This window comes from Pantoea sp. BAV 3049 (assembly GCF_009765445.1).
Lineage (GTDB): Bacteria > Pseudomonadota > Gammaproteobacteria > Enterobacterales > Enterobacteriaceae > Erwinia.
In genome coordinates, this window is record NZ_WHOY01000031.1 from 4,578,696 (window position 1) to 4,599,399 (window position 20,704).

At 50.1% G+C, this 20,704-nt stretch carries 41 protein-coding genes; 19 read left to right on the forward strand and 22 right to left on the reverse strand.

Features of this window, described 5'->3' with window-relative positions; all coding sequences use genetic code 11:
• Positions 1-55: 55 nt before the first annotated feature.
• The 13 genes from GSQ70_RS22645 to GSQ70_RS22705 all read right to left on the reverse strand — a co-directional run bounded on the left by GSQ70_RS22645 (position 56) and on the right by GSQ70_RS22705 (position 7,790).
• Positions 56-370, reverse strand: a complete 315-nt coding sequence (locus GSQ70_RS22645) for an HNH endonuclease (RefSeq protein WP_158784615.1) — start codon at positions 368-370, stop codon at positions 56-58.
• The gene (locus tag GSQ70_RS22650) at positions 367-966 is read right to left on the reverse strand and encodes a hypothetical protein (protein WP_158784616.1); all 600 of its coding nucleotides are present in this window, start codon (positions 964-966) and stop codon (positions 367-369) included. The genes GSQ70_RS22645 and GSQ70_RS22650 overlap by 4 nt, the downstream gene beginning before the upstream one ends.
• Before the next feature lie 71 nt (positions 967-1,037).
• On the reverse strand, positions 1,038-1,298 hold the full coding sequence (locus GSQ70_RS22655; RefSeq protein WP_158784617.1) for a hypothetical protein: 261 nt from the start codon (positions 1,296-1,298) through the stop codon (positions 1,038-1,040).
• Positions 1,299-1,340: 42 nt separating this feature from the next.
• A complete protein-coding gene (locus GSQ70_RS22660; protein ID WP_158785432.1) occupies positions 1,341-2,798 on the reverse strand; it encodes a glycosyltransferase family 2 protein in 1,458 nt (485 codons plus the stop codon).
• A gap of 8 nt (positions 2,799-2,806) precedes the next feature.
• Positions 2,807-3,046, reverse strand: a complete 240-nt coding sequence (locus tag GSQ70_RS22665; protein WP_158784618.1) for a hypothetical protein — start codon at positions 3,044-3,046, stop codon at positions 2,807-2,809.
• The gene (locus GSQ70_RS22670) at positions 3,043-3,939 is read right to left on the reverse strand and encodes a hypothetical protein (RefSeq protein ID WP_199257296.1); all 897 of its coding nucleotides are present in this window, start codon (positions 3,937-3,939) and stop codon (positions 3,043-3,045) included. Before GSQ70_RS22670 ends, GSQ70_RS22665 begins: the two co-directional genes overlap by 4 nt.
• Before the next feature lie 116 nt (positions 3,940-4,055).
• Positions 4,056-4,784, reverse strand: coding sequence for a KilA-N domain-containing protein (locus GSQ70_RS22675; RefSeq protein WP_158784620.1), 729 nt, complete (start codon positions 4,782-4,784; stop codon positions 4,056-4,058).
• A gap of 191 nt (positions 4,785-4,975) precedes the next feature.
• Complete coding sequence (locus GSQ70_RS22680) at positions 4,976-5,236, reverse strand: Ig domain protein group 1 domain protein (RefSeq protein ID WP_158784621.1); 261 nt, start codon at positions 5,234-5,236, stop codon at positions 4,976-4,978.
• Between the two features lie 125 nt (positions 5,237-5,361).
• On the reverse strand, positions 5,362-5,820 hold the full coding sequence (locus tag GSQ70_RS22685) for an Rz lytic protein (protein ID WP_158784622.1): 459 nt from the start codon (positions 5,818-5,820) through the stop codon (positions 5,362-5,364).
• Positions 5,817-6,242 carry a lysozyme gene (locus GSQ70_RS22690; protein WP_158784623.1) on the reverse strand — a complete coding sequence of 142 codons (426 nt, stop codon included), beginning with the start codon at positions 6,240-6,242 and terminating at the stop codon, positions 5,817-5,819. The genes GSQ70_RS22685 and GSQ70_RS22690 overlap by 4 nt, the downstream gene beginning before the upstream one ends.
• Positions 6,229-6,579 carry a phage holin, lambda family gene (locus tag GSQ70_RS22695; protein WP_158784624.1) on the reverse strand — a complete coding sequence of 117 codons (351 nt, stop codon included), beginning with the start codon at positions 6,577-6,579 and terminating at the stop codon, positions 6,229-6,231. Before GSQ70_RS22695 ends, GSQ70_RS22690 begins: the two co-directional genes overlap by 14 nt.
• A gap of 158 nt (positions 6,580-6,737) precedes the next feature.
• On the reverse strand, positions 6,738-7,001 hold the full coding sequence (locus tag GSQ70_RS22700; protein WP_158784625.1) for a hypothetical protein: 264 nt from the start codon (positions 6,999-7,001) through the stop codon (positions 6,738-6,740).
• Between the two features lie 489 nt (positions 7,002-7,490).
• Positions 7,491-7,790 (reverse strand): hypothetical protein, encoded by a 300-nt coding sequence (locus GSQ70_RS22705; RefSeq protein ID WP_158784626.1) that lies wholly within the window; start codon positions 7,788-7,790, stop codon positions 7,491-7,493.
• Between the two features lie 159 nt (positions 7,791-7,949).
• On the opposite strand from GSQ70_RS22705, the gene GSQ70_RS22710 reads away from it, so the two are divergent.
• Positions 7,950-8,774 carry an RNase A-like domain-containing protein gene (locus GSQ70_RS22710; RefSeq protein WP_158784627.1) on the forward strand — a complete coding sequence of 275 codons (825 nt, stop codon included), beginning with the start codon at positions 7,950-7,952 and terminating at the stop codon, positions 8,772-8,774.
• Positions 8,743-9,069 carry a contact-dependent growth inhibition system immunity protein gene (locus GSQ70_RS22715; protein WP_158784628.1) on the forward strand — a complete coding sequence of 109 codons (327 nt, stop codon included), beginning with the start codon at positions 8,743-8,745 and terminating at the stop codon, positions 9,067-9,069. The genes GSQ70_RS22710 and GSQ70_RS22715 overlap by 32 nt, the downstream gene beginning before the upstream one ends.
• A 3-nt stretch (positions 9,070-9,072) precedes the next feature.
• Here the strand turns inward: GSQ70_RS22715 and GSQ70_RS22720 are convergent, their stop codons facing one another.
• The 9 genes from GSQ70_RS22720 to GSQ70_RS22760 form a co-directional block, all read right to left on the reverse strand.
• Positions 9,073-9,471, reverse strand: a complete 399-nt coding sequence (locus GSQ70_RS22720; RefSeq protein ID WP_158784629.1) for an antiterminator Q family protein — start codon at positions 9,469-9,471, stop codon at positions 9,073-9,075.
• Positions 9,472-9,649: 178 nt separating this feature from the next.
• Positions 9,650-9,961 (reverse strand): hypothetical protein, encoded by a 312-nt coding sequence (locus GSQ70_RS22725; RefSeq protein ID WP_158784630.1) that lies wholly within the window; start codon positions 9,959-9,961, stop codon positions 9,650-9,652.
• Positions 9,961-11,835 carry a toprim domain-containing protein gene (locus tag GSQ70_RS22730; RefSeq protein ID WP_158784631.1) on the reverse strand — a complete coding sequence of 625 codons (1,875 nt, stop codon included), beginning with the start codon at positions 11,833-11,835 and terminating at the stop codon, positions 9,961-9,963. The genes GSQ70_RS22725 and GSQ70_RS22730 overlap by 1 nt, the downstream gene beginning before the upstream one ends.
• A 108-nt stretch (positions 11,836-11,943) precedes the next feature.
• A complete protein-coding gene (locus GSQ70_RS26130) occupies positions 11,944-12,891 on the reverse strand; it encodes a hypothetical protein (RefSeq protein WP_233268452.1) in 948 nt (315 codons plus the stop codon).
• Between the two features lie 6 nt (positions 12,892-12,897).
• Complete coding sequence (locus tag GSQ70_RS22740; protein ID WP_158784632.1) at positions 12,898-13,158, reverse strand: hypothetical protein; 261 nt, start codon at positions 13,156-13,158, stop codon at positions 12,898-12,900.
• Complete coding sequence (locus GSQ70_RS26505; RefSeq protein WP_158785433.1) at positions 13,155-13,415, reverse strand: DUF4222 domain-containing protein; 261 nt, start codon at positions 13,413-13,415, stop codon at positions 13,155-13,157. The genes GSQ70_RS22740 and GSQ70_RS26505 overlap by 4 nt, the downstream gene beginning before the upstream one ends.
• Positions 13,330-13,563 carry a Lar family restriction alleviation protein gene (locus GSQ70_RS22750; protein ID WP_370521093.1) on the reverse strand — a complete coding sequence of 78 codons (234 nt, stop codon included), beginning with the start codon at positions 13,561-13,563 and terminating at the stop codon, positions 13,330-13,332. Before GSQ70_RS22750 ends, GSQ70_RS26505 begins: the two co-directional genes overlap by 86 nt.
• Positions 13,556-14,191, reverse strand: a complete 636-nt coding sequence (locus GSQ70_RS22755) for an ORF6N domain-containing protein (RefSeq protein WP_158785435.1) — start codon at positions 14,189-14,191, stop codon at positions 13,556-13,558. The genes GSQ70_RS22750 and GSQ70_RS22755 overlap by 8 nt, the downstream gene beginning before the upstream one ends.
• A complete protein-coding gene (locus tag GSQ70_RS22760; protein ID WP_233268453.1) occupies positions 14,191-14,550 on the reverse strand; it encodes a Cro/CI family transcriptional regulator in 360 nt (119 codons plus the stop codon). The genes GSQ70_RS22755 and GSQ70_RS22760 overlap by 1 nt, the downstream gene beginning before the upstream one ends.
• Here GSQ70_RS22760 and GSQ70_RS22765 point away from each other — a divergent pair.
• From GSQ70_RS22765 to GSQ70_RS22845, 17 genes are all read left to right on the forward strand, one after another.
• A complete protein-coding gene (locus tag GSQ70_RS22765; protein WP_158784633.1) occupies positions 14,550-15,254 on the forward strand; it encodes a LexA family transcriptional regulator in 705 nt (234 codons plus the stop codon). The two genes, GSQ70_RS22760 and GSQ70_RS22765, sit on opposite strands and share 1 nt — an antisense overlap.
• A gap of 159 nt (positions 15,255-15,413) precedes the next feature.
• Entirely contained in the window at positions 15,414-15,743 is a 330-nt protein-coding gene (locus tag GSQ70_RS22770) for a hypothetical protein (RefSeq protein WP_158784634.1), read from the forward strand.
• Between the two features lie 70 nt (positions 15,744-15,813).
• On the forward strand, positions 15,814-16,173 hold the full coding sequence (locus tag GSQ70_RS22775) for a S24 family peptidase (protein WP_158784635.1): 360 nt from the start codon (positions 15,814-15,816) through the stop codon (positions 16,171-16,173).
• Between the two features lie 111 nt (positions 16,174-16,284).
• Positions 16,285-16,476, forward strand: a complete 192-nt coding sequence (locus GSQ70_RS22780; RefSeq protein ID WP_158784636.1) for a hypothetical protein — start codon at positions 16,285-16,287, stop codon at positions 16,474-16,476.
• Entirely contained in the window at positions 16,476-16,685 is a 210-nt protein-coding gene (locus GSQ70_RS22785) for a hypothetical protein (protein ID WP_158784637.1), read from the forward strand. The genes GSQ70_RS22780 and GSQ70_RS22785 overlap by 1 nt, the downstream gene beginning before the upstream one ends.
• Entirely contained in the window at positions 16,682-16,873 is a 192-nt protein-coding gene (locus GSQ70_RS22790; protein ID WP_158784638.1) for a hypothetical protein, read from the forward strand. Before GSQ70_RS22785 ends, GSQ70_RS22790 begins: the two co-directional genes overlap by 4 nt.
• Positions 16,870-17,214 (forward strand): hypothetical protein, encoded by a 345-nt coding sequence (locus tag GSQ70_RS22795; RefSeq protein WP_233268455.1) that lies wholly within the window; start codon positions 16,870-16,872, stop codon positions 17,212-17,214. Before GSQ70_RS22790 ends, GSQ70_RS22795 begins: the two co-directional genes overlap by 4 nt.
• Positions 17,214-17,579 (forward strand): hypothetical protein, encoded by a 366-nt coding sequence (locus tag GSQ70_RS22800; RefSeq protein WP_158784639.1) that lies wholly within the window; start codon positions 17,214-17,216, stop codon positions 17,577-17,579. The genes GSQ70_RS22795 and GSQ70_RS22800 overlap by 1 nt, the downstream gene beginning before the upstream one ends.
• 9 nt (positions 17,580-17,588) lie before the next feature.
• The gene (locus tag GSQ70_RS22805; protein WP_158784640.1) at positions 17,589-17,867 is read left to right on the forward strand and encodes a hypothetical protein; all 279 of its coding nucleotides are present in this window, start codon (positions 17,589-17,591) and stop codon (positions 17,865-17,867) included.
• The gene (locus GSQ70_RS22810) at positions 17,860-18,576 is read left to right on the forward strand and encodes a Rha family transcriptional regulator (RefSeq protein ID WP_158784641.1); all 717 of its coding nucleotides are present in this window, start codon (positions 17,860-17,862) and stop codon (positions 18,574-18,576) included. Before GSQ70_RS22805 ends, GSQ70_RS22810 begins: the two co-directional genes overlap by 8 nt.
• A complete protein-coding gene (locus GSQ70_RS22815; protein ID WP_158784642.1) occupies positions 18,561-19,163 on the forward strand; it encodes a hypothetical protein in 603 nt (200 codons plus the stop codon). The genes GSQ70_RS22810 and GSQ70_RS22815 overlap by 16 nt, the downstream gene beginning before the upstream one ends.
• The gene (locus GSQ70_RS22820; protein ID WP_158784643.1) at positions 19,147-19,272 is read left to right on the forward strand and encodes a sodium:solute symporter; all 126 of its coding nucleotides are present in this window, start codon (positions 19,147-19,149) and stop codon (positions 19,270-19,272) included. The genes GSQ70_RS22815 and GSQ70_RS22820 overlap by 17 nt, the downstream gene beginning before the upstream one ends.
• A 130-nt stretch (positions 19,273-19,402) precedes the next feature.
• Positions 19,403-19,627: a hypothetical protein gene (locus tag GSQ70_RS22825; RefSeq protein ID WP_158784644.1), complete on the forward strand. Its 225-nt coding sequence runs from the start codon at positions 19,403-19,405 to the stop codon at positions 19,625-19,627.
• Positions 19,624-19,935, forward strand: a complete 312-nt coding sequence (locus GSQ70_RS22830) for a hypothetical protein (RefSeq protein WP_158784645.1) — start codon at positions 19,624-19,626, stop codon at positions 19,933-19,935. The genes GSQ70_RS22825 and GSQ70_RS22830 overlap by 4 nt, the downstream gene beginning before the upstream one ends.
• On the forward strand, positions 19,932-20,264 hold the full coding sequence (locus tag GSQ70_RS22835) for a hypothetical protein (RefSeq protein WP_158784646.1): 333 nt from the start codon (positions 19,932-19,934) through the stop codon (positions 20,262-20,264). The genes GSQ70_RS22830 and GSQ70_RS22835 overlap by 4 nt, the downstream gene beginning before the upstream one ends.
• Complete coding sequence (locus GSQ70_RS22840) at positions 20,257-20,499, forward strand: hypothetical protein (protein WP_158784647.1); 243 nt, start codon at positions 20,257-20,259, stop codon at positions 20,497-20,499. Before GSQ70_RS22835 ends, GSQ70_RS22840 begins: the two co-directional genes overlap by 8 nt.
• The gene (locus tag GSQ70_RS22845; RefSeq protein WP_158784648.1) at positions 20,499-20,699 is read left to right on the forward strand and encodes a hypothetical protein; all 201 of its coding nucleotides are present in this window, start codon (positions 20,499-20,501) and stop codon (positions 20,697-20,699) included. Before GSQ70_RS22840 ends, GSQ70_RS22845 begins: the two co-directional genes overlap by 1 nt.
• The last annotated feature ends 5 nt before the right edge of the window (positions 20,700-20,704 follow it).

Below are 20,704 nucleotides of genomic sequence, written 5' to 3' on the forward strand. Positions count from 1 at the left end.
AATGATATAGTTTCATAATGTTATCAATGAAAACTCATATAGTTTCAAATTGAAATCAATATTGTTTGTGGTTCATGTCTTGCCTTGTCTTTTTCCGATGACATCCGTTCTCTCCGTTGCAAAGGATCTGGCAGTTATCATCGGTGTCTGGTCCACCCTGATACAGCGACACAATATGGTCGAGCTCAAAGCCATGCGGATACTCAGTAAGCCGTCCACACTCAGCACAACAGGGGTTTGCTGCCCATAATCGCTTGCGGCGCTGCTGTAGCTTCCAGCCAGTCATGCGGTGATCTGCAACGGTCATGGCTTTCAGGCGTTGGGTATTGGCAACCGCGAGTCGGGGCTTTAACGTTGTGAGCTTAGTCATGAGTTCTCCTGCTGCGCGAGTCGCCACGCCCTGCGGCGTTCTGTTCGCAGTACGTTGTCCGGATGCCGCTCAACTGTCACACCATCGGCATGATCCACCAGTGAGTAACAGGGATAGACGACACGTCCGCCATAGGCATCGCCTACCGCATAGTCGGCGGCTTTGGTGTGGTTCCACTTATTCAGTATGCTGCTGAGGCTGTGCTGTGGTGGGCTGTAACACACGCCATGTATCAGTCGGTGCATGATGATGTAGTCATCCTGCCGCTTGTCAGCCTCTATCAGGCTGGCGGCTATCTGCATCTGGTACTGAGGCGGCCTGCCGGTGCCGAGGTAGAAAGAACACAGATCATCCGGGAAACGTTCAAGCCAGGCTGTGACCTTATCAGTGAAACCAGTGACCGGCAGCGCGTCATCCTCCAGTATCACCACCCTACAATCCTGCTGGCTTGCCCACTCTATGGCGCGGTGATGATTCCAGTTTGCGCCGTTGTCACCTTCATCAATGAGGGTGAGTGCGTCCATAGAATCAGCCAGGCGCAACGCAATATCCCGGCGTGAGTGATGACCGACCACAATGAATCTGATATTGCTCATGATTGACCTATTCGCAGTCAATAAAAAAAGGCCGCCTTAGCGACCTTGATAGTGGTGTTCGTAATGTCTATTTATTTTTCGTCTGCCCCATGAATAACTTCTTCGTAATTATCTATCTCATTACCCCATGACCTATCAACCATTAGATTCTGTCTTTGATAAAGGTCTTCTTTTTCATGGTCATATATTTCGATGCAATCAAACGATCCAGCCATCTTTGCTTTTTCAGCCTCATCAATCGCCTTATCAAGGTCGTCAGCTGAAGAAAATATATCGCTGTAACCACCGCGTCCACGATCATCATAGAAGGCAAAAACAATAAATCGTTTCATTTCTCAACCTTTATTGGTCAATGATATTGATCGGATTATATCCTATTTGTGCCTCCACCATGCGCATTCTTTACCGATACCATCTGATTTAAACACTGTGTTCACCAGCGGGCCGGTTACTAACTTTTCACGCCGCTCATAACCCACCATGCCGAAAGCGATCATATCGCCTACGCACGGCTTGCCCTTCTCTTTACCCCAGAACCGGTTGCTTTCGATACGGTAGTAAATCCGCAAGATAGCGTGAGCGTAAGCCATCACTTCCTCACGACTTCCACCCAGCAACCCGGCGTTGAGCATCAGGTCGTTTCGGTGCTCAGTTAGGAATTGCTGATAGCAGGCTTCGGGATGGTTGGCCGTTGCCCATGCGTCAGCGTAAGTCTTTGGCTCAGAGCCAACGTAGAGTTTCCCCTGCGCCATTTCCTGCCAGGGCTCGTTAAGCATCTCCACGTCAGTGCCATCGGTACACCAGACGAAACGGTATTCAGAGTGATCTCGAAGGTGCTGATAGATGTGAAGCCAGCGGCGGAAATAAACGTTCATCGGCACAACAGGAACGCGGTGAAGTGTTACGCCTGCAGGTGCTGTTTCCAGTTCATCCACCAGCACAACGGCATCAGCGCCTTTAACGGACGCGGCCCACTTACTCAGCAGGTCAGGCGATGCCATCAACTTTGTGCCACGCTGCGGGTCTGGCTGGCTGGTCAGTAGCGAGGTGATCACCACATTGCGCTTCTGCCGAAATTCCGCGTATCCGGCATAGCCCGCTTCACGCCGCTCGTTGTGAATGCGTACGTTATTCTTTACCTGCTGCTCCCTGTCCGACCGCGGTACTGACCGCTCAACAGCCTGGTGTTCGTCCAGCGAGTGGATCAACTTTTCTGACCCAGCCACATCAGCAAAGGCCCAGGTGGTTAATCCGGCGTTATGTATGCGAAGAGCTAAATCGCTGTGCTCATACATGCCGCGTCCATATACTGGATCGAAGCCGCCAACCCTCTCAATCGCTGAGCGGTGATAGTAAAGCATCACGCCACGCTGGCCTGTGTAAGCTACATGGCGATCGTCACGGTAAAGCACCGCAATATCGTTAAGTTTTTGCCCCGTGGCGAAGTCCTGAAACTGGTAGGCCAGGTGCGGTTCAGGTGATGCGATGTAAGGTTGCTCCCAACCACCAGCTATCGGCCAGGCATCATCGTCCCACAAAAACAGATGTTCGCAACCGGCATCAATCAGTGCCTCAATGCTGGCGTTCTTTGATGCCACAATGCCGCGTGACATTTCACACCGAATCAGCCTGACGCCATCTGGTACCGTAACAGGCGTTGATGAGCCATCATCAATGACAACCACCTGCGCACCGGCTGGCAGATTTTTAAGGTGATGATCCAAAGCCCGTGATAAAACTTCATGCCGGTTGTGCGTGCTGATCGCAATGCCAATATTGGAGGCTCGATTATTTGCGGGGATATACCGGACACCTTCAATCAGAACATCCATAGCTAACATCATTCGGTGATTCTCGTTACAACTACAGACAGGACCGCGCCAGAATCAACCGATGTCCTGAGATAGAAAATCGTCGGTGCCGTAACGTTAATAGGCAGATTTGCAGTGTGCCTGTGCCATGCTGGGCTGTTCGCGCTGTCAGCATATTCAAAGGCTCCCGCATCCAGGGTAATGTGAGCTCCGGCAGTCCCATCAGTAATCTGAACTGGCGTTCTGGTGACCTGAATCAATTCGCTCATCTGAATTCAATCCTCTGCATGTATCGCACACCCCAGTTCTTCTTTGCGGGCGGTATCGTGAAACTGTCGTCGGGCGTTGCGTACGTGTCGCTCTCGCCGTTGTTGTAATGAACAGTCATTGATGCTGATGCGCTGGTGTCAACTACGACTGAAGCCGCTGTGCGTGAGGCTTGCGCGTCAGTCGTGACAATCGGTGAGGTTGCCAGTTCTCCAGCTTCAATCTGTGCAAAACCAACGCGGAACGTGCTGTCGTCGTTGCTGCGCACGTAGAATGATGCTGTGTACGTCCCAGCTGCCATCTGGCCTTGTGTACCCCAGAATGCCGGAGCACCATTCACACTGTTTCGACCAAACCAGAGCCGTAGTGCGCTTCTTGCTGTCGACGTGACGGTGAACACAATACGCTGCCAGCCTGGCGTCAGGTTATATGCTGTTGGCGGGAACAGGTAAGCGCCACCGATATCCTGACTGAATGCGTAAACGTCGCACTCCAGCGGAGCCAGCGCGATTGCACCGCCGTCCGGACCGCCGTTCTCGCTGACCTGCAGGCTGTCGATGCCAGACGTCTTGATGAAGTCGCCCAGCACGGTGGCCCTGGACTGCGGCTGGAGGTTTGTTGCAGCCGGTTCAGGCTCATGCCTGCCGAGGACGCCCAGCGACATAGTCCCCTCTACGCGCCATTCGTTCGTATCGCACAGATCAAGGTTCCCTGTGTCATCCAGGACAAAATGAGCTGGCCCGGTGTACGTGATGCGTGAGTCGAGAATAGGTGCCGTCAGGTCGATAGGTGGGATTGTCGGCGTAGAGGATACGTTGCCGATGACTGTGGTTCCCGTCGCCCAGATGCCTGATTTAGTCGCCCCGATAATGGAGCTGTTCGGGGTGATTATCATGCTATACCTCGTTATTCATCATCAGGCGCACTCGAAAATGCGCCTTGTGATGAAAGACGTTGTGAAAGTGGCTCTCGGTAAGTTATTGATATCATTGCGGCGCAGAATTGCGCCACTCATGCAGCCGCATAAAGCAGTTTCATCTGACCTTTGACCGGGAACGCCGCCATACAGCGAGCTTCGAAGTCTCGATAGTCAGAGCAGCCATTGGCGATGCTGGTGACAGCAATGATCTGGTGTTCCACCAACTTCAACGCATCAGGCTTAAGATATTGATGAATTTTTTCGCCTGTTGTCAGCCGTGATTTAACTTCTGAATAAACCTCTGGCGGCAGGACTGGTCCATAAACCCATTTGGCACTTATCATGCCAAATAAGGCCGGGCGGCGGTTTGGCCTGTGTCTTGGCAAGCCGGACATTTTAAACAATGCCGCGTAAAAAGGATCGCTAAAACGCTTCTCCCACGGAACGGATTCACTGAGCAGGAAGATCGCCTTGATGCGTTCATCGTCGACCGGCGAGGCGGTGCCACGAATAATTGCGTCAATTTGCTCATCGCACCAGATTTCAAAATCTACCGACAGCCAACGGGCAAATCGCACAGCAAGCTTGGGATGAAGCCACGTTCCGCCACCGCGATCTTTTCTCGCACGGCTGGTTTTTACATACGGGATTTTCCCGTATCTACGTTCAAGCCCGTGAATGTAGGCCTCTGTCTCCGGTAAGCGAAGAAAGTCATTAGGAACTCGACCGAATTTCTCTGCTGCTGTTGTAGCATCAATCCATCCATCCTCATAAAAACGCATGGAGTGACCTTCGAACTTAATAGGAATGATATTACTCATCGTATTTCCTTTCGGTGGTGCGAGCCTGTTCGCGTAGATAATGGGCAGCCGAGAGCGGAACGATGAAATCCACCGCCCTATCTCAGACTCACACTACGGAAAGCTCTCGGATGATGTGCACGCGAATGCACAGAGATTTACTGCATAAAAAAAGGCCGCCGATTAGCGACCTCTTGATATTCGGGATGCTGTTACAGGTACTTAACCGCCAGCGCTTTCAGCTCATCTTTGGCAGCTTCACCCAGCTGAGCCACGCCGCTTTCTACAAACGCCAGCGCAGCCTCGAAATCAGCCACGCCAGCTTTTGCCTCTTCTGCAGGAGTAGTGGCAACAGTGGGTTTTTCAGTGGTTGCTGTTGATACTGCTGGTACTTCTACGACTGTATCGGTCATGGTGTTTGTCTCTTTGGAATGGATGAACAGGCCCTTCAGCCAGTTAAGGAGTTTTGTCATTGCGCGATGCCTCTATGCTGCGAATGCCAGCGCGGTCTATGTTGCATTGCCCCAGCAAGCCGTAAAGCTCAGCATTCAGGGTCACACTGTCGCCGAACGTCATATTGTCCGGCACTCCTGGTGCATCAATGGAGCTGGTCAGCGCCGCTGGCAGGTTTACCGTTGGCTGCTTTACTGTCCGGTACTCCACTGGCGGCTTTTGCGGCGTCCCGCAACCGGTCAACAGCATCAGCGGGCACAGGAGCAGCAGCGCACTTGTCAGCCGCGAGATAACGCTTGATTTCATTCTGGAGCTTCCTGTTTTGCTGTGCAGTCACAGCGCGTTGCTCAGTAACCTGAGACATGACGGCGTTCTGTTGATTTACTGCTGTGACCAGGTCTTTTACGCTGTCTGCCAGGCCATCATTTTTTGAGCGTAGATCGTTAATCTGTGAATCTTTACTGTTCGCCAGTTGCTCCAGGCGCTCATTGGTTGCCGTCAGCTGAGAATTGCGGGCATGAAGCCCCCACAGCGCTATGCAGATGAGGCCTACCACTATGACCGGAGAATAGTTTTTGAAGAAGTTGATGATTGTGAGAGTCATGTTGTAAACATCTCCCTTTCTGCTTCCCGACGCTTAACTAGACCTGGCAGAGTTTTACCCCCAGCCTGAACCCAGCGGCCAAACTCAGCGGCCGCGCCGTCATAGTCGCCAGCATTCAGCTTCTTCAGCAGCGTGGATCTGACGAAGTTTCCGGCTCCGAGATTGAATACGAATGAGACCATCGCATCAAACTGCCCCTGACTGATCGGCATTCTGACGTTTGTATTCACCGCCAGTTCCGCGACGGCTAAATCCTCACGAAGAAACTCATCAGCCCGCTGTCCGGTGATCACATCGCCATCCTTCACAGAATGAGTGTGACCGTAGCCAATAGTGGGAATACCAACGCTGTCTCTGTATGCCTTGAGCTTTACTCCTTCAAAGCGCTTGATGAGTTCAACACCCGCGTTACTGACTTTCATTGGTATCTCCTGCTTTTCGGCTTATCCAGCCACGTAATTTCTCGCTGATGTAGTCGTTACCCACATAGCCGATGTAAACCGCGAATACCTGTGCTGCCGCATCCGGTACGTTCCAGTTCATGAGGGCACCAATTACCTGAAGCGTTGGCGCGGCAAAAAAGGCCAGAGCACTGCATGACACAGCGTCCAGTACGCGCTTACTCCAGGGGCTTTTTGCATAGGCACTTCTTAACAGTGAAAACATGCCTGCTACTCCGGCATATCCCCATTCAGTTTTGTGGCTGTAGAGCCATAGCAATACGTTGGCCCAAAAGCCTGGGTCTTGTTCTGGAGACATACGCCTGTTCCCGCCACCGGGATGATGGCGGCATGCTGTTTGAAATAAAAAGGCCCACCGAAGTGAGCCTTAAAATTGGTACCAGTAGTTATCTGGCTGGTTATATCCATTTCTGATATCGTTAAATCGCCAAAAATAACCTTACAGAAACGGAGTATTTAATGAGTGATAAAATCAGCTTTAAATGCCCTGGCTGCGGACAAGACCTTGTCGTAAAAAGCGCAGTCGAAATCGAGAACACAGACGACATCGAAGGCACCACCTGTAACAACTGTGGTCGCACTATTAACAAGGACGACATTGTCAGTCAGGCCAGAGACTACGCCAGCAAACTCATCAGGGATGCCTTCGGGAAACATTTCAAGTAACGCACCCAGCTTTTTCTCTATGCCGCTGGTGTCGGCCTTGATTGATGCCAGCATTTTATGCACTCCAAAATAAAAAGGTCGCTCTGTGGCGACCTTGAATTGTTCATTTTTTAACTACCAGATGATATCTGGCAGTTCGATTTTGTGCGTCAGGATTGCTGACTCTCAAATCCGCCAGATATCCTCAGAGAATAATTACCCCGCGCCTTAAGCGATCTTCCGCATCCGTCGATGCCGGGGCGAATTGGGTTGTGGTGGCCGGTGCTGATCTCCGGCTTTATCGGGTTAAGCGTCTACCCGACTGGATGCAGTCGACTCTGAATTTCCAGCGCATCAGCCTGCGCATTCACCACAACGAAAAGCCGCCTGTTTCACAACGCGAGCGCCCCGCAATGCGGTTCGATTCGTCAGGCAGCTTATCTGTTGTGCAGAAACAAAAAGCCCCGGTAGAGGGACCGGAGCTACCTTCCGCCATTCAACGGATTGGACTTTCTCGGTTAACAACAGATAACGGAAGGTGACTATTTTCTACAATATCATTGTTCAGTCGTCAAGCCCTGGATGCCAGTATGGATTTCGCTCACTTTCGAATTTTTCACCAAGTGAAATACCATCCGGCAATAAGGCCCAGGCTACATAAAAGCTGTGGGGCGTCATTTCTTCCATGAAAAACTTGTAAATGCCAATGTGGTAAATCTCACCATCTTCTTCGGAGACACGAATAGTGCCCTCATGCCAGCCATCGCACGGGTTATAAACCAGCACATCCTTATCATCCATGTCAGGAGTCGGTTTTTCGCTGGCCGGACGGAATATTAACTGTTCTGTTACATGAGATGGCATTTCAAACCCCAGAAAGCAAAAAACCTCACCAGGATGGCGAGGTTTCGATGATTATGTGTCGTTTCGTTGTGACCACTCATAACACTTTATAATAGTTTTTGCGTAACGCAGTAGAATTATTTACTATCGAAATGAACTTTTTTTCGGGGTGTAAATGTTATGGATAACGGTATTCAGGTTGCAATGTCTCCTGTTCAGTTGGCTGCTGTGCTATCGGATAAAACAGTTACTGAGTCAGAAACTATGAGTAACCGCCTCCTGGGTGGGCTTGATCTGCTTATGGGTAGTCTGGAACTTGCAGGCGCAACAGCTCTCTGTATGGTGCCGGAACCTACTGGATTAACCAAGGCGGCCTGTGTCGTCGTTGGCGCTCACAGCATGGATAGTATTAATGCAGCGGCTAACCGGGTGCTTACTGGTCAGGATACCCGCACAGCCACTTATCAGGCTGCTGTTGCACTCGCCAAACAATTTGGGGCTGATGACAAAACAGCATGGAATATTGGTCTGGCCGTGGATGTAGGTGTACCTGCGGCGTTCGGTCTGACTGTTGGCGCTGCCCGTATTGTTTATGTTCGTGCCGGGACGCTCAAAATAGCTGAGCATGAGGCTGTTCGGTCGGTCAGGGCTGGCGGACATACTATATCCAAGCACGTGGCAATTGCCGATAGCGACTTACTCGCCAGGCTGGCCCGTAGCCCCAACATGCAGTCAGTATCATCCTATTATTCTATTCAGCATGCAGAGAGAGCGATTAGCTCAGCCCTGAAGGCTAACCGACTCAGGATCATTCACTGGGCAAACTGGGGAAATAACTCTGGTCCTCTTGAGCTGGTATACCGCAGCGGCACGGCTGTTGGTTATGGATTCAGGAAGGGAAAAACAGCCAAAGAAACCTGTTACGCGGTGCGCGTGGTGCTGCTTAAGAAAACTTATAACGGGAAGCCTTATTATGTTCTCACGTCTTATCCCTGGATGGGGTAAAAAACCCGAAAAAGAATACCCGGCGTTAACCGGAATGCTGAGGGTATTTTTAAGTTGTCATCACGACGACTTCGGAACCACAATTGAGGAAATGCTGCAGAGTTATATTGACTCTCAGATGCCTGTTACTGATGCAATGCATGAAATAAATCTCGTCCTTCAGATTGAAAAAGATGATGAACTGATCGCAGTCATGACAGCAATTGCTGGTGATGAATTCCGCCCCGAACCCTGGGGCGAAACATGGCGTGGTTTTTTGGAAAGAACAATGAAAACACTCACAAGTGAGAATTAATCATTACGCCCGCATCTTGCGGGCAGTCACCTCATCCCAGCTATCCATCTCTAACCGTACATCCAGCATCGCCAGGCAGCCGTCAATGAATCCCTCGGCCATCTGAAACTTTATCCGGATCATACCCTCTGACAGCTTCAGCTTTCTGCCCAGCGCCCTCTTGGAGATGTCCTTGATGTAATGATCCACCAGCAGGGCATACTCATCCGGGCGTTTTTGCTTCAGCCTGCCCACGCAGGTGTCAATAATCATTGCGTCATTGTCAGTGCAACTGACACCGGACGCACTTTCCGGAAGCAGCCCTTTGAATCCGGCCGCGATGGCTGAATATCCAACGTCACTTTCGATCCTGTGTTTTGACCAGTTACCCCAGCGTTCCAGCACCATCTGAATATCGCGCATTATGCTTTCCCCTTCGATTCGTAACGTGCCGCAATTATTGCTGTTGATGCAATCATCCTGCTGTAGGCCATGTGCAGCTCCACCAGCCTACCCATCCAGATCCCCACCGGCCCTTTATAGCCGCCGTGGGCCAGCCGGATGTACTGCTCTATCGTGTGTTCGTCTTCTTGGGTGAGTATCACTGAATAGTTTCCCCTTGCTCAGCTGTGCCGAACCAGCCGGGGTGCGCCCACCGCACTGGAGTTATTTTTTCCCCTTCTCCCCAAAGAGTCAGCGCACGCATTACCATGTAGTGCATGATAATTTTTTCATGTTCACGCCATTCATCTGCTGTTGTTCCCTCGACAAACGATGCTATTTCATCTGCGATAAGTCCAAAGCATTCCGGATAATCGCTATAACCCAGAGCAATTTCCCGCGCGCATTCCTGAAGCTCATCAAAACGTGCCTTAGTGAACAGGTAAGACATCTCGCGAATAAGACGATCCATTATGCAATCCTCGATACGTTGTTCATTTCCCAGTCCATATCAACTTCGCTTTGGGGCTTTCCGGCCAGATAATTGATGGCGGGCTTGTTCATTTCCAGAAACTGGTGGGAGCGAGGGTCAAAGGTGGCCCCAATATCACCGATCCAACCTTCCCCTTCGCGCTGCTTCAGCAGACGGATCAGCGATGGCATCATATCCAGGGCTTTTTTGTCGCTGTCATCGAGAGCCTGTGGCCCCTGCTTATCCAGTTTGCGCTGAGCCAGTTCGCGGGCCACATTGCGCCAGACCGACATCACGTTGTCTGGCATATCGGTTAGTGCGCCGGTGCCTTTCACGTCCATCTTTCCGGTCGGTACGCGCTCATCGGTTTTACGGCTGTGAGTGACCAGGATGATGTGGCAGTTATGCTCGTTCTTGAAGTCACACAGGCTGTCGATAAACGCCTTCTGGCCGGAAGCGTCTTCTTCGTCAAAGCCGCACTTTGCCAGGTTATCGATAACGAACAGGTCAATGCCGTAGCGGCGGCGGGCATACGCGAATATTTCCAGCAGGCGATCAGCTTTGGCTGTGCCTGTCAGCTTGAACACCCACAGTCGGTCTGAAAACCACTCGTTGGTTTGCTGGATCTCCGAGCGCTGCGGGGTGGCCGTGCAGATGGTCTGGCGAGTCAGTCGGGCCAGCATCTTACCTGGCTTAAGTTCCAGAGAAGCCATGCATACCCGCGCACCCTGTGACATCGCTTCGATGGCGATGTGCCCAACCAGCTCGGTTTTACCGTGACCGTTCACCCCATTAACCAGCGTCAGCTCGGAAGAGCGGAATTTGAAGTTGTAGTTCAGTGACGGCCAGGGTGTGGTAAACAGCCCAAGATCCCGGCGCTCGAAAGCATCAAACGTTTCCTGGAGGAGATCGCCAGCGGAACACAGCTCATCCGGGTCAAAATGTTTCGCCCGCTCCAGATACTGGAAAACGTCATCACCGCTCATTCCCTGCTGGAGGCATTCATTGATGTCTTTGTGCGGCAGCTCCACCAGCCTGCAGCGGTGTTCACCCAGACGGCGGGCAATCTCTTTAGCTGCCTCACGCCCTACATCGTCATTGTCCAGACTCAGCCAGATTTCTTCGAAACGGTCCAGATTGTGGTATTCGTATTCAATCCACTGCTGCTTGGCTCCCTTCCCGCCGCCGAACGGCACTGAAAGCGCAGGTAAGCCAATCTGTGCGTAAGACAGACAGTCAATTTCACCTTCGCAGAGGATTAACGACCGGGTGGTTTTGTCCAGGGCCTGCCAGCCAAACAGGCACGGCTCACAGCCCGCTTCGGCCATGATGATTTTTTTTCCGTTCGGGCGCTCGGTGCTGATCCGCTTAACCTGCAGCAGTTCACCGTTGCGGATGTACGGAAACGCCAGTGCCGGAAGCTCACGGTTTTCTTCGGCATACCAGACCACAGCATCGCTGATTTTGAACTTATCCACGGTGGCCCGACCGATGCGGCGTGACTCCAGGTAGGAGTAACAGCTGTCAGCTTTCTTCACGCCCTTCTTTGTCGGCTTCGAAAAGCTCTGTTTTTTATTCTGGAAGTGCTGATCGTCATCCTTCAGACCCAGAAACTCCTTAGCCTCGCGCATGGCGTCGTGCAGCGGACAGTTCCGGACCAGTACCCACAGATCCAGCAGGTCGCCGCTGTCTCCGCTGGCGAAATCAGCCCAGGTTTTCTTCCCGGCCAGATTCACCTTCAGGCTTTTCCCGGCTTCGCCGTCCACGCTGCCCACGCACCACTCGTTGGCCTCTTTGTGCCCATTGGGAAGCAGGTAACGCGCTACGCGGTCAGCCTGATCCCAAAGTTTTACCGAAAGCTCAGCAGGACTCATTACGCACTCCGAAGTTCAAATTTAACAAAACACCTGGTACAAAATTTCTGGCTGAAGAGTCCGTGGTTGTAACCCGCCACCAACACCCGCTTGATAAGACTTCGCATCTCACCACCGCCCTCCTCCGCCTACCGCCTCTCGCATGGCGTCGATGTTCACGAACACCTCACCGCTCGATTCATCACGGCACATCGCCTGTCTTGCCGCACCATCACCCTGGACGCCAGTTTCCCGGCTACCCGGTTTCTCATCGTTCCAGCGTTCACCATTCAGGTACGAGGTTGGGAGTAGCCTGTCGATACCCATCTGCTGACCAGTGATCCGCAGTTGAATGTCGTCTGCCAGCATCGTTGCAAACTCTGCTGGCGTTCCCTGCGAGGTCTTTTTCCAGGTCTGGTATTTACTGCGGAATGCTGACTGGGATTTAACCTTGGCGTCTTTGCGCAGCCCTGCACACCAGAAAATCCCCTCGAACGCTTCCGCTACCGGATCTGGTTTTCCAGCATCCCCTGAACCCGAACAATTTTCGTGTTCGTCCTGTGCAGGAGGGTTGTCAGAATCAGGAGTATTTTCGCCATCGGTCCGATCCGAATCGGACATAGTGTTTTTTTCTTTTACTTCTTCTTCTAATTCTACTTCTACTTCTGGTAACGCTTTTTGAAACGCTGATGTAACGCTCTTAGCGTTACTGTTATTACTTTTTTCGCGGTGCTCGGTAACGCGGCGATTGGTAAGTAACCGTTTTTTAGAAGATTTTCCGTTATGCCTCTCAAAGTTCGGAAATATCAGGACCGAACCCTCGAACCTTAACCAACCTACCTGAAGCAATGCATCAGCAAAGCCAGGCATAAAACCGATACGATCTATAGCGCTTTTTGTAACGCTCGCAGCGTTACTATTTGCGTTACCGTCGATAGTTTGTTGGTCAGCCCAGGCCCAAACGCGAATTAACTTGCCCAAAACAGCATCCGGATCGATAGCCAGAATCTCAGCCAGTTGGTATATTTCCGGCTTATCAGGCGTAACAACTTCTATTTTGATCCACTCATAAGCCATTTAGCGTTACTCCGAATCGCTTTTTGTAACGCTCGCAGCGTTACTATTTGCGTTACCGTCGATGTGCATTTTTTGCGAGTTATTAAAAATACTCATGCCATCAGCATGCAAAAGCAGCCCTTTGACCTGATCAATAACTTCAAAAAACGATTTGCTGTTACATCCATCCATTGAATTCGATTCAGACCACAATAAAAGCGCGGCACGTTCTGAGTCATTCTCTGCCTCAATAACAAGCGAAGCGTATTTATCGAAATAAGCCTTCATACCTCAACCCTCTTAAAAAACTGTTGGAACTTCCAGACCGGCTGCATGCACTCATGCGGATAATTTGGGCGCATGAAAATTACCTGGTCACGCTCCCGATCCCACCCGGTTACATGCACTGGGATACCCCGTGGATCACGGTAGTTACGGTCCAGTGTTTTGATGGTGTGCTCACTCACAGCAGACTCCCCTTGGCTCACGGCGTTGGTTCCAGTCCTGGATGGCCCTCTCCTTGACGTCAGGAAACTGATTTGCATTGCAGTTGGGGCAAGCAACGTAGTACGCATCACCATTTCCACAAAAGTCCGACACGCGGATAAGAAAAACCTCAACAATTCCGCAGAACGGGCAAGGCTTAAGCGGAAATTCGCTATACATGATTGTCATTTGTGAGGGGTTATTCATCTGACGGCTCCCACTCGTACTTGTCGAAGCCAATCTGACCCATCGCGTCCACCAGCTTTTCAGCCGGACGAATGGTTTTGAGTTCCTTCTTGCGAAGATTCATACCCTTGCTGCCCTGCGAGCCATGAAATTGTTTTGAATCCCGGTCGGCCAATGTGACAATGTTTCGGGCATCGGAGATCGGCATAGCAGCCAGTTCTTCGAGAGAAGGCAAATCGACGTGGTGAAATGTGACCGCTTCCGGACGGCGAAAATATGCCCGTACAAGTTCACGCTGAACCTGCCATGACAGATCATCCCTGAATGACTTAACGACCACCAGATAGCCAGATTCGAAGAACAGAGTTACGTCTTCGGTGATTTTATCTGGTGAATTTTTGCGCGTACGTTTAACTGACGCGCACTCGTAATAGGCAGAATGCATACCACTGGTGAGCCCGCGATATTCATCAGGGGTAACCTTAACGAAGTCCTCGCCTGCAATAAAATGGCGAAAGTTACGGTGAAATGCGTTTCTCGCAGTTCCTTCTGGCCGCTCATGCGCTTCATCAATCATCGGGAGGGTCACAACGCGCTGCCCCTGGTACTCCAGCGCAGGAAGCTGTGCCTGCTGGATAGCAATATTCATCACTGAGCCTCCTGTGCGGGGGCTGGGTGGGTTGCTCGAACGATATCTGGCAGGTTTAATTTCAATTTTTTTCTTACGCATTTAGCTGCGGGGAAAGCCTTGGTTTCAGTAGCCTCTACAACGCCCTCATCAGTAATACGTACAGAAATATTCCTACCTGCAGCTAACGCTTTACTGATTGCCATTTGGGTAGTACCCAGTGCCTCACCAGCTTGAGCCTGACCATAACGGTCAGTGAATTCTCGCAATGTCATGTTATCCATGTAAAAATCCCAGTAGACATTAATAGTAAAAGTAATAATATAAATAATACTATTAGTAGGAGACTTTTTCAAACTAAAGGTATTAAAATTTAACAATGGAAAACAAAAAGGTCCTGACGACAGAACAGCATGAAGACGCTAAGCGGCTGAAAGCTCTGTATGAGTCGAAGAAAAAACAACTGGGAATTACTCAGTATGGAATCGCGGAAGCACTAGAGATTTCTCAGGGCGCGGTAGGGCATTATCTCAACGGGCGTATCCCTCTAAATCTAAATGTGGCAGCCAAGTTTGCAGAAATGTTGCAGATATCGATTAACGATTTCAGCCCCCGACTTGCCCGAGATGCAAGCAAGCTGGGATTGCTATCCAATGTAGTTTTTGATTCTCGCTACAAATCATCACCATCTTATCCGCTCATTAGCTGGGTAAATGCTGGAGCGTGGGAGGAGGCATACGAACCCTATACTCTGGAAGGCATTGATGAATGGTATGAATCTGATGCTCACATTGAAGGTGCTGGCTTTTGGTTAAAAGTTGAAGGTGACTCAATGACCGCTCCGGCAGGAATAAGCATCCCCGAAGGAACGATGGTATTGATAGACACAGGTAGAGAACCCAAAAACGGAAACCTGGTGATAGCCAAGCAAGATGATGCGAATGAAGCCACGTTTAAAAAGCTTATAATTGATGGTGCACATAAGTATCTGAAAGGGCTAAATCCTGCATGGCCAATGATCCCGATTGGCAGCAACTGCAGAATTATAGGTGTCGCCGTCGAAACCAAAATGAGACTTCTTTAACCCCCCCCCCTCCAGAGGCGCTACATAGCGCCTTCAAAAATTAAATAACCTTAAATATCAATAACTAATAATTTACTATTAAATTTTATGAGTTTTAGTATTGCGGTTAATAATATTTATAGTATTATTTTCTCATCGGCAAACAACGGAGCCAGTGAGATGACCACTTCAACCAAAACTAAATCAGCAGATACCGGTAGTGTCAGTTACGCTGAATTCGATATCCATCAAAAATTAAAATCCAGAAAATCCTCTTTGACACATATGTATTTAGCTCAACCACACCAATCAGATGTTAAATGTGATTTTCATGTTAATTTGATTGACATGGAATTTTCTCTTTACAAGAGAGTTGGTAACTATTTTATCCTAGTTGATTTCTTCTCAGACATTAATGAAGCCTGCCCGGAGGCGCTAAAAATCCTTGAAGAATGGCCGCAAGCGAAAAACTCAATATTGGGCTGGATGGAACACGCACGCAACAATTAACCGTTAATGAATTTAAATTACAGTGCCCGCACTGGGAACAACTGCAACCAAATTTTTAGTGGTGTAAATGATGAATACGTTAATCGCAAAAAATGAATTAGTGCTTCATTCTGCCAGCGAATACAGATTTATGCCTCGCGGTAAGAATCACGTACTCGAGATTAGGCCTGATGACACAATGAAAGGTGAAATTGAATGCGGTGAAACAATAGCAATTGACATTACCCCATCGAGTCACCCACAGGATGGAATATATGCTTTCTGGTGGGAAGGGATTTTCATGGTTAAGCGGTTGCATTTTATGTCAGGCATGGTTCGCGTTATTCCCGAAAGCCAATATTACATGGCGTGGCAAATTGATGAATCAGAGTATGACAAGCTGACTCTTATTGGCCGCGTTACCGCAAGCCAGAATATCAGGAGACATTGATATGTCATTCATCAAAGACCAGACCAAATACCGCCAGGCGCTGATGTTTCATGAAATGGGCCACAGCGTTCTGGCTGAATTATTCCTTCGTGCTGCGTATGGGGTGAAGTGATGAAACTCAAAGTGAACATCTCTCAAGCGAATTATAAAGGCGACCAACTTTGTGCTCTGCTGGCAATCATGAATAACAGCGGTTCTCAGGATGATGATGTTACCGAATCCCTTATTGCCCTAGCCTTCGACTTGTCAGTTGAAGTTTCGGCAATCCTGATTGAACTTGATAAAAAGTCCGGGGTGAAGTGATGGATATCTTTAAAACCCGACTTAATCTGGAAGATGCCGGGTTAATGTCTGAATCATTAAGTGACCTTTTATGTGTGTGCATGCGTAACGTGGATAGCATAGAGGATAGTGAAATAAAGTCCATTCTTCACGTTGCATTTCATGTATCTCGCGGTATTTCTCAGGATATTGACAAGGCCGTTACAGATATTATTGAGGTAAATAAATGATCGCGTTAACCACTTTCGAAGAATCAGAACATATTGCTGAGCAACTTCATGTGATTTTAGAGGTTGTGGACGGTGCGGGCGAGATAAGCGAATACCAGAAAGCAGTATTAACAGGCATTGCATTGAATCTGTCTGGGATGCTGCTGCAGTTCTGCGGGGCTGGCGCAAAGGATGAGTCTCAATTATGAGCAGCCTTATTGAACGCACCCGTAACCGCCTCGTTCTGGCAGCACTGGCTGACCTGCAGGATAAAACAGGTAGCTGTATTACGCCTGTGAAACTGCCAGACGGTTCAGTAACTACCGTCGAACTTGACGCCGATATTGTCACAAAGGCGCTTAAGAAACTATTCGAGGCGATAGTTTACGACATCAATAAACGTGCGGAAGCCGAAAAAGAAATCGCAGACGTTTACAGCGAGTGCGTGAACGTGAACCACGGGAAGTTAACCAATAAGGGCCAACTGTTTATTGGCGCACTTATTGAAAATCTGGTTGAACAGGCTTTTACAGAAAGAGAGGGTAAATAATGCTTCAGGCAATCGACGAATGCTTTCGCATCGTTCAGTCACCTGTTTACATCGTGACACGTCACGGCGGCTATAAGCGCTGCCTGAGCCGTAGTGCTGCCATTAATAATCTGGCGCACTACATGGTGACTAAGGTTTTTTATCGCCTTGCCATTGAGACTAATCACCCGATGTATGACACCGAGGGTAGGCCAATTATTCACAGTATCGGTGAGCATACGCACCAGTATTTATTGGCACATGATCGAACCGCCCGCCGTATTCGCCTGATTCTGGCTAAAAAGCGTAAACAAAAAGAGTGGGAGCGCAAGCACGAAGCGCTGGTAGATCAGTATGCCGAATTAATGAAAAGCAAACCTTTCTGAGGAATAAAGATGAAAAACGAACTTATCAGCGTGTGGTATCGCGTCACTTTTATGGTTACCGAAAACGGTGATCGCCGTGAGCATTCGATATTTACCCAGGGTAATAGTGAAGCAGGCGCTGCCGTATCAGCCGCTGTTGGTATATGCGAATCCAACAACGGACTCAGCAACCCAACCTTTAAATCTATTCGTGTCGCTACATATGGTGAGCAGGATTCAATTGAAGCAGAGATGGAAGCAATTGATGAACGTGAAGCCAAAGAGCTGAAGGAAGAAGACGATGAATAACGTGCTGATTAACTCTGGGTCGGACGTAACCATGACCCACAAAGAGATTGCCGACCTGACCGGTTCTCGCATTGATAGCGTCAAGCGCACCATTGAGCGCCTCGCAGAAAACGGAGTCATCCGACTTCCACCATTGGTGGATTTCGAGGAAATCAACAACTTAGGCCTGAAGGTTATCAGAGAATACTACGTGTTCAATGGTGAAAAAGGTAAGCGCGACAGCATCATTGTTGTCGCCCAGCTTTGCCCTGAATTTACAGCCCAACTGGTAGACCGTTGGCAGGAACTGGAAGAAGAACGCCGTAAGCCAAAATCTCAGGCTGAGATCATTGCAGCAATGGCGCTGGCGAACGTTGAGCAGGAACGCCGGATTAACCATGTCGAAAACAAAGTCGATGAAGTGGCGCAGACGGTAGAAAACATCAAACGCGGCTCTCTTCCCGCTGGCTGGATTGGATATTCAAGCCTGAAAGCGAAACTGGGCATGTCTCCGCTTAAATGCAAAACACTGATTGGTGCATATAGCGTCCCTACTGATACCCATGAGTTCCTTACTCCTGATGGACTGCTCTCAAAGAGAGAGATTGTCCAGTACGAACCGTTCATGGCTGCATTGCGCCGGGTTATGGCTGAAGCTGAGCGGAAAGGTACACGCTGGTTTCATCCAGCAATGGGCCTCTTTCAGGTTCTCAAATGGGAGGCAAAATAATGTTTATCCACACTGATTTTCTCCGGGCCGCGTTGTGCTGCGTCGCCGACGAAAAGGAAGAGCGTAAATACCTGCGCGGCGTGAGGATCACGCCTACCCACATTCAGGCCTGTAATCCTGGTGCCTGCGTATCGATGGAGCATGGCGGTGATAGCACCGTTGAGGGCGTATTCATTTTTGATAATTTGCATATCCCTGACTCCGCTGAAATGACCGATATTGGCACTTTTGATGGGGAATGGTTCGCAATTCATTACGATGAAAACGAATACCGGATGGGCTTTTCCAGGGTGACCAAAATTGAATGTCGCTATCCGGACTTCAGCAAGCTGCTACCGGCTGAGCCGGAACCATGTGATGCCCTGCCAGCATTCCAGGCGAAGTACCTCGCCCTGCCCCAGCAGATGTTTGGTGACCTGGGCTGCGTGGCCGTGAAGTTTAAGCCATACGGTAAAGAGGCTGGATGCCAGCTGATTTTCGATGATGGCGTCAACTACATGTACGGCAACCCCTTCATGGTGATTATGCCGCTGCGCGATAACGCCTTTGATCTGCTGGCTGAGGTGCTGAATGAAAAAGGTATCTGAGCTGATTATGTTCACGCTGTTCTTCTCCGTCCTGAGCGGGTTCGGATTAACGGCTGGCTTCTACTGCTTCATCGGCGTCTGCCAGCTGCTGTGGAGGGTGATCAGATGAAAATCACTTTTGATAAATGCGCTGACTGGGGCCTGAAAGCCTTTGCATGTGTCGCGGCCGTTGGAGTTGGCTCATGCGTACTTCTGATTATTGCCATCATCGCTAAGACGCTATGGGGGGATTTGACATCATGAAATTTGACTATCAGGACTACGGCGCGGTAGCCAGTCTGACCATCACCAGCACCGCCTTCGAGTTCCGGGCGCACAACCGGGCGGTCGATGCCGCTCTGCTGTCCACCAGCAACCTGATTGCTGAGCGTAAAGGCTGCTTCTTCATGAAGTCGGTGTTGTCCGGCAGAACGCCGGAAGTAATGAGAGCTTATAAAGTGGCGGGACGGGAGACAGGACGATGAAAACTATTGATTTAGAGCTAATTAAGAAACTGGCCCTTCAGGCAGCAGAAGGGGAATGGCTGGTAATTGATGAAGACTGGTCAGATGGAGATAACGCTGAAATAACGACTCAACACAGGAAGGAAGAAAGTTTCCAGCCAATTGCGGTCATCAATGGAGGTGGCTCACAGTCTGGTTATGATGAGCCTTTCCTGAGTGAGCAGCAAGCAAATGCCGCATACATTGCGGCCGTTAACCCTGAAACAGTGCTTGCATTGATTCGCCGGATAGAGGCAGCTGAGGTCAAATTGAGTGGGGTCGGACGATGAACGACACCAACGTGTTCGCGCTGGCGCAGGTTATCAAAGCGGCAGGCAGCGACCCCAGCGACGTTACCGATGCTGTATGGGCGGCAGGTTATCGCAAATCTGAGCGCTCTACAGAAGACGCTGTCGCGCTGACGCTGGAGATTATCTGCGGTTGCCACGGTGCTGATATGCCGTGGGATGTATGGCCGAAGAATTATTCCAGCGTACTGAAGGAAGAACTGAATGAGTGTGTTTACCCGGCAGTGGCACCAGACGGTTCAACAGCAGTCAGCGCGGCAAAGTCAATCATCGCCGCTGGTTATCAGCGCATGGAGGTTACCAGTGACTGAGCACAACATGGCAGACCTCAACGACACGCTGGTTAAGTCCAGCGTCACTATCGATGATGGCTGCGACTGGACCGCATGGCTGTTATGGGATGCGAAGAAAAACTACCGGCGCAGCATGGGCATTCATCAACCAGCACCGGCGCGGCCACAGGTGGCACCAGTGAAAATCGCACCGAAGAAGAAGCCACGCAGACGCGGGCATCGTGTGGTTCAGAAAGCGATAGGGGCTGTGTGATGAAAAGTACCCTGATTATTTTGCTGGCGCTTTCACTGCCCGCCTGGGCTGAGGCACCACACTGCATCAGCGAGACTGAAGGTGGAAAAATGGTGACTCAGTGCGATGACGGCACCGTGACGGTTGTAGGTAGTACAGGCAGCACCACCGTATGCAAAACCGATGGTTCAACCGTTAACTGCCAGTCGTTCAGGACATAAGGAAT

Coding starts and splice junctions, on each gene's coding strand:
- GSQ70_RS22645 (WP_158784615.1), bottom strand. CDS start 370: ATGACTAAGCTCACAACGTTAAAGCCCCGACTCGCGGTTGCCAATACC.
- GSQ70_RS22650 (WP_158784616.1), bottom strand. CDS start 966: ATGAGCAATATCAGATTCATTGTGGTCGGTCATCACTCACGCCGGGAT.
- GSQ70_RS22655 (WP_158784617.1), bottom strand. CDS start 1,298: ATGAAACGATTTATTGTTTTTGCCTTCTATGATGATCGTGGACGCGGT.
- GSQ70_RS22660 (WP_158785432.1), bottom strand. CDS start 2,798: ATGGATGTTCTGATTGAAGGTGTCCGGTATATCCCCGCAAATAATCGA.
- GSQ70_RS22665 (WP_158784618.1), bottom strand. CDS start 3,046: ATGAGCGAATTGATTCAGGTCACCAGAACGCCAGTTCAGATTACTGAT.
- GSQ70_RS22670 (WP_199257296.1), bottom strand. CDS start 3,939: ATGATAATCACCCCGAACAGCTCCATTATCGGGGCGACTAAATCAGGC.
- GSQ70_RS22675 (WP_158784620.1), bottom strand. CDS start 4,784: ATGAGTAATATCATTCCTATTAAGTTCGAAGGTCACTCCATGCGTTTT.
- GSQ70_RS22680 (WP_158784621.1), bottom strand. CDS start 5,236: ATGACAAAACTCCTTAACTGGCTGAAGGGCCTGTTCATCCATTCCAAA.
- GSQ70_RS22685 (WP_158784622.1), bottom strand. CDS start 5,820: ATGACTCTCACAATCATCAACTTCTTCAAAAACTATTCTCCGGTCATA.
- GSQ70_RS22690 (WP_158784623.1), bottom strand. CDS start 6,242: ATGAAAGTCAGTAACGCGGGTGTTGAACTCATCAAGCGCTTTGAAGGA.
- GSQ70_RS22695 (WP_158784624.1), bottom strand. CDS start 6,579: ATGTCTCCAGAACAAGACCCAGGCTTTTGGGCCAACGTATTGCTATGG.
- GSQ70_RS22700 (WP_158784625.1), bottom strand. CDS start 7,001: ATGCTGGCATCAATCAAGGCCGACACCAGCGGCATAGAGAAAAAGCTG.
- GSQ70_RS22705 (WP_158784626.1), bottom strand. CDS start 7,790: ATGCCATCTCATGTAACAGAACAGTTAATATTCCGTCCGGCCAGCGAA.
- GSQ70_RS22710 (WP_158784627.1), top strand. CDS start 7,950: ATGGATAACGGTATTCAGGTTGCAATGTCTCCTGTTCAGTTGGCTGCT.
- GSQ70_RS22715 (WP_158784628.1), top strand. CDS start 8,743: ATGTTCTCACGTCTTATCCCTGGATGGGGTAAAAAACCCGAAAAAGAA.
- GSQ70_RS22720 (WP_158784629.1), bottom strand. CDS start 9,471: ATGCGCGATATTCAGATGGTGCTGGAACGCTGGGGTAACTGGTCAAAA.
- GSQ70_RS22725 (WP_158784630.1), bottom strand. CDS start 9,961: ATGGATCGTCTTATTCGCGAGATGTCTTACCTGTTCACTAAGGCACGT.
- GSQ70_RS22730 (WP_158784631.1), bottom strand. CDS start 11,835: ATGAGTCCTGCTGAGCTTTCGGTAAAACTTTGGGATCAGGCTGACCGC.
- GSQ70_RS26130 (WP_233268452.1), bottom strand. CDS start 12,891: ATGGCTTATGAGTGGATCAAAATAGAAGTTGTTACGCCTGATAAGCCG.
- GSQ70_RS22740 (WP_158784632.1), bottom strand. CDS start 13,158: ATGAAGGCTTATTTCGATAAATACGCTTCGCTTGTTATTGAGGCAGAG.
- GSQ70_RS26505 (WP_158785433.1), bottom strand. CDS start 13,415: ATGCAAATCAGTTTCCTGACGTCAAGGAGAGGGCCATCCAGGACTGGA.
- GSQ70_RS22750 (WP_370521093.1), bottom strand. CDS start 13,563: ATGAATAACCCCTCACAAATGACAATCATGTATAGCGAATTTCCGCTT.
- GSQ70_RS22755 (WP_158785435.1), bottom strand. CDS start 14,191: ATGAATATTGCTATCCAGCAGGCACAGCTTCCTGCGCTGGAGTACCAG.
- GSQ70_RS22765 (WP_158784633.1), top strand. CDS start 14,550: ATGGAAAACAAAAAGGTCCTGACGACAGAACAGCATGAAGACGCTAAG.
- GSQ70_RS22770 (WP_158784634.1), top strand. CDS start 15,414: ATGACCACTTCAACCAAAACTAAATCAGCAGATACCGGTAGTGTCAGT.
- GSQ70_RS22775 (WP_158784635.1), top strand. CDS start 15,814: ATGAATACGTTAATCGCAAAAAATGAATTAGTGCTTCATTCTGCCAGC.
- GSQ70_RS22780 (WP_158784636.1), top strand. CDS start 16,285: ATGAAACTCAAAGTGAACATCTCTCAAGCGAATTATAAAGGCGACCAA.
- GSQ70_RS22785 (WP_158784637.1), top strand. CDS start 16,476: ATGGATATCTTTAAAACCCGACTTAATCTGGAAGATGCCGGGTTAATG.
- GSQ70_RS22790 (WP_158784638.1), top strand. CDS start 16,682: ATGATCGCGTTAACCACTTTCGAAGAATCAGAACATATTGCTGAGCAA.
- GSQ70_RS22795 (WP_233268455.1), top strand. CDS start 16,870: ATGAGCAGCCTTATTGAACGCACCCGTAACCGCCTCGTTCTGGCAGCA.
- GSQ70_RS22800 (WP_158784639.1), top strand. CDS start 17,214: ATGCTTCAGGCAATCGACGAATGCTTTCGCATCGTTCAGTCACCTGTT.
- GSQ70_RS22805 (WP_158784640.1), top strand. CDS start 17,589: ATGAAAAACGAACTTATCAGCGTGTGGTATCGCGTCACTTTTATGGTT.
- GSQ70_RS22810 (WP_158784641.1), top strand. CDS start 17,860: ATGAATAACGTGCTGATTAACTCTGGGTCGGACGTAACCATGACCCAC.
- GSQ70_RS22815 (WP_158784642.1), top strand. CDS start 18,561: ATGGGAGGCAAAATAATGTTTATCCACACTGATTTTCTCCGGGCCGCG.
- GSQ70_RS22820 (WP_158784643.1), top strand. CDS start 19,147: ATGAAAAAGGTATCTGAGCTGATTATGTTCACGCTGTTCTTCTCCGTC.
- GSQ70_RS22825 (WP_158784644.1), top strand. CDS start 19,403: ATGAAATTTGACTATCAGGACTACGGCGCGGTAGCCAGTCTGACCATC.
- GSQ70_RS22830 (WP_158784645.1), top strand. CDS start 19,624: ATGAAAACTATTGATTTAGAGCTAATTAAGAAACTGGCCCTTCAGGCA.
- GSQ70_RS22835 (WP_158784646.1), top strand. CDS start 19,932: ATGAACGACACCAACGTGTTCGCGCTGGCGCAGGTTATCAAAGCGGCA.
- GSQ70_RS22845 (WP_158784648.1), top strand. CDS start 20,499: ATGAAAAGTACCCTGATTATTTTGCTGGCGCTTTCACTGCCCGCCTGG.